The following is a 2,576-nucleotide window of genomic DNA, read 5'->3' as shown; positions in this document are numbered from 1 at the left end:
CAGATTCATCGACCTTGTACCCCGTTTTGGGACAGGATGCGTTTGTGCTGATGTTTCCCATGCAGGGCAAACAACACTGGCGACTAGTCGGCAATCTACCTGAATACGATCTGCAAATCGATTCCGCCGAGCAGAGGCTTCTGCGAAGGCAGACGCTACGCGAACGCCAACGCGATGTGACTTTTGATGAAGTCGAACAGAAGGTGAAGCAGCTAGTACAGAAACCCCTGACAATTACGACTGTGCGCTGGTTTTCGACTTACAAAGTGCATACTCGTCACGCCGAGAAATTCTCAGTCGATCGATGTTTTCTGGCGGGGGATGCCGCCCACGTTCATACACCTGCGGGCGGTCAGGGGATGAATACGGGCATCCAGGACGCTTATAATTTGGCTTGGAAAATCGCGGTGGTGTTGAAAGGTGCTGCTGGAGATGCGCTACTCGAAAGTTATAACGAAGAACGGCTGGCGAATGCAAAACGCCTGTTGCAGACAACCGATCGAGCTTTTGAAATCTTAGCAGGCGATAGGTGGTATCTCCGGTTTTTTCGCACCAAAATTTTACCGAGCCTCGCTGGTGTTGTGATGCAGTCTAGCTTGGGAAAAGAATTCCTGTTCCCAACGGTTTCTCAAATTGGACTCAATTACCGCGATAGTTCTTTGAGCAAGCACCCAGGCGATAAAGACTTTAAGGTCAAAGCCGGAGACCGAATGCCGTATTTTCTGGTTGACGGTGCCAATGTTTACGACAAACTCCGTGCTCCTAAATTTCACCTAATTGTTTTTTATGACGACAAACATGGTCATCAAGATTTACAACCAGAACTCGAACATGAATACGGAGATTTAATCGACTTCAACATCATGCCACTCGACCCGCATGTCGTAGAAACTTTCGGCACAAATCAACCTTTTCAGGTGCTACTGCGACCCGATAATTATATCGGATGTATCTCCACAGAATTTGCCTTAACCGACCTCAAAGCCTATTTTGGGCACTAGTCAATTAAGGAATCTTCGATCGGCATAAATGTTTTTTAGTGTCACGAATGGGCTTAACTGGTAGACTCACATTTTGCACCAATAGATAAAGACTATTAAAAGCGTAGATCTAAGGGTACCCTGAATTTACACTAAGCTTATTTGTTACCAATTTCTTCTGCCAGTCCAACAAGAAGTCCTTCGGTTCCTCGAATGTAGCATAGTCGATACGAGTTCTCATACTGAACCACTTCTCCAACGAGTTGAGCACCATGCTTGGTTAGTCTAGATACCATTTCGTCAATATCTTCAACGGTGAACATCACACGTAGATAACCAAGGGCGTTCACAGGCGCAGTCCGGTGATCTGAAATAGTAGGCGGGGTGAGAAATCTCGAAATCTCAAGACGACTGTGGCCATCTGGAGTAACCATCATAGCAATCTCTACACACTGAGAACCAAGTCCAGTAACACGACCAGCCCATTCTCCTTCTACTGTCCCTCGCCCTTCAAGCTTCAAGCCTATCTCTGAGAAAAACGAAATAGCGCGATCGAGTGATTCTACAACGATGCCGATATTGTCCATTCTCAGTAATTTGTTTTTTATCATTGTTTTAGTCTTTATTAAATTTCAAATTGCTATAAAATTCACTTCTGGACATTTCTAATTTTTAATTTTGCTTTCCTGCAACATTCACCATCCATTGACTGCCAAATCTATCTGTAAAACTGCCAAAAAGTCGCTACAAGAAGTGAATAATATTTCAATGTCAATACTCCTACCTTTCTTTTTTATTGTACAATCTTTAATTTTTATAATGATTTGATATCGTTGGCTACTTGGGTTAAATCATTATTGAGTTGGTGGCCTCCATGAGTCATTTCACAAAAAATTGCCCAGGGAATATTTTTCTTATATAATGTGAAATGATTAAATGGAACTACATCATCATCCTTGGATTGATAGAAAAAAGTTGGGATATCTTTCGGCAGTTTATCATAAAAATTTTCTTGCAGTTTTAGAGGTTGTACCCAATCTTGGTTGCCGCTCCAAAATGGGGGTGCAATCAGAAAAATTCCTGTAATATTTTTTGTAGTTTTATGTTCAGAAAGATATTTTAACAACATGGAAGCTCCAAGAGAATGACCTGCCAAAATCACGGCACCTTTAATAGAAGAAATCTCTTCGCCTATTTGCTTTGGCCATCCCGCTCCAAAAAACGGTATTTTATCGGTGAGCATCTCAGGATAATGTACTTTGTAATCAGTTCCCAAAGCTTTTCGTAAAGAAGTAACTAATTTTAAATCTCCTTCATAACCAACATCACCTGCGCCTTGAATAAATAATATGTGTTTGTTCATTTGTAAAGAGTTTTTCTTTAAGTTTTTGTTTTATAAATGTTTGGCACGACCAGTTTCAACTTTACTAAAGTTGCTGATGCTATCGTGTCTTTTGAAAATAATTCCGTAACCGTAATATATTTTACTACCCAAACTATTTGAGCAAAATTTAAGTAGCTATTTTGTAGTGGCGTGACCAGACTAAAAATGTGGGCATTTATATCCCTGAACCTACAATCAGCATGTTTTAGGCG

The 2,576-nt window shown here is 41.1% G+C and carries 4 protein-coding genes; 1 reads left to right on the top strand and 3 read right to left on the bottom strand.

What is annotated here, in order from left to right; translation table 11 throughout:
• Positions 1-1,001, top strand: a 1,001-nt coding sequence (locus RMO52_RS15660; protein WP_310415925.1) for an FAD-dependent monooxygenase, incomplete at its 5' end; no start/stop codon positions are given.
• 137 nt (positions 1,002-1,138) lie between these two features.
• Here the strand turns inward: RMO52_RS15660 and RMO52_RS15655 are convergent.
• The 3 genes from RMO52_RS15655 to RMO52_RS15645 form a co-directional block, all read right to left on the bottom strand.
• Complete coding sequence (locus RMO52_RS15655) at positions 1,139-1,591, bottom strand: VOC family protein (RefSeq protein ID WP_310415922.1); 453 nt, start codon at positions 1,589-1,591, stop codon at positions 1,139-1,141.
• A 203-nt stretch (positions 1,592-1,794) separates the two neighbouring features.
• A complete protein-coding gene (locus RMO52_RS15650) occupies positions 1,795-2,343 on the bottom strand; it encodes an alpha/beta hydrolase (RefSeq protein ID WP_310415918.1) in 549 nt (182 codons plus the stop codon).
• Positions 2,344-2,360: 17 nt separating this feature from the next.
• Positions 2,361-2,576 (bottom strand): hypothetical protein (locus RMO52_RS15645; protein WP_310415915.1); only part of this gene is annotated, 216 nt, incomplete at its 5' end.

It is taken from the genome of Chamaesiphon sp. OTE_8_metabat_110, assembly GCF_031382685.1.
Taxonomy (GTDB): Bacteria; Cyanobacteriota; Cyanobacteriia; order Cyanobacteriales; family Chamaesiphonaceae; genus Chamaesiphon.
Note: the sequence above shows the minus strand (reverse complement) of the source record. Positions and strands in the feature narration are given on the sequence as shown.

What these genes read in the sequence shown, in the direction of transcription:
- RMO52_RS15655 (WP_310415922.1), bottom strand. Translation starts at nt 1,591, where the DNA reads ATGATAAAAAACAAATTACTGAGAATGGACAATATCGGCATCGTTGTA.
- RMO52_RS15650 (WP_310415918.1), bottom strand. Translation starts at nt 2,343, where the DNA reads ATGAACAAACACATATTATTTATTCAAGGCGCAGGTGATGTTGGTTAT.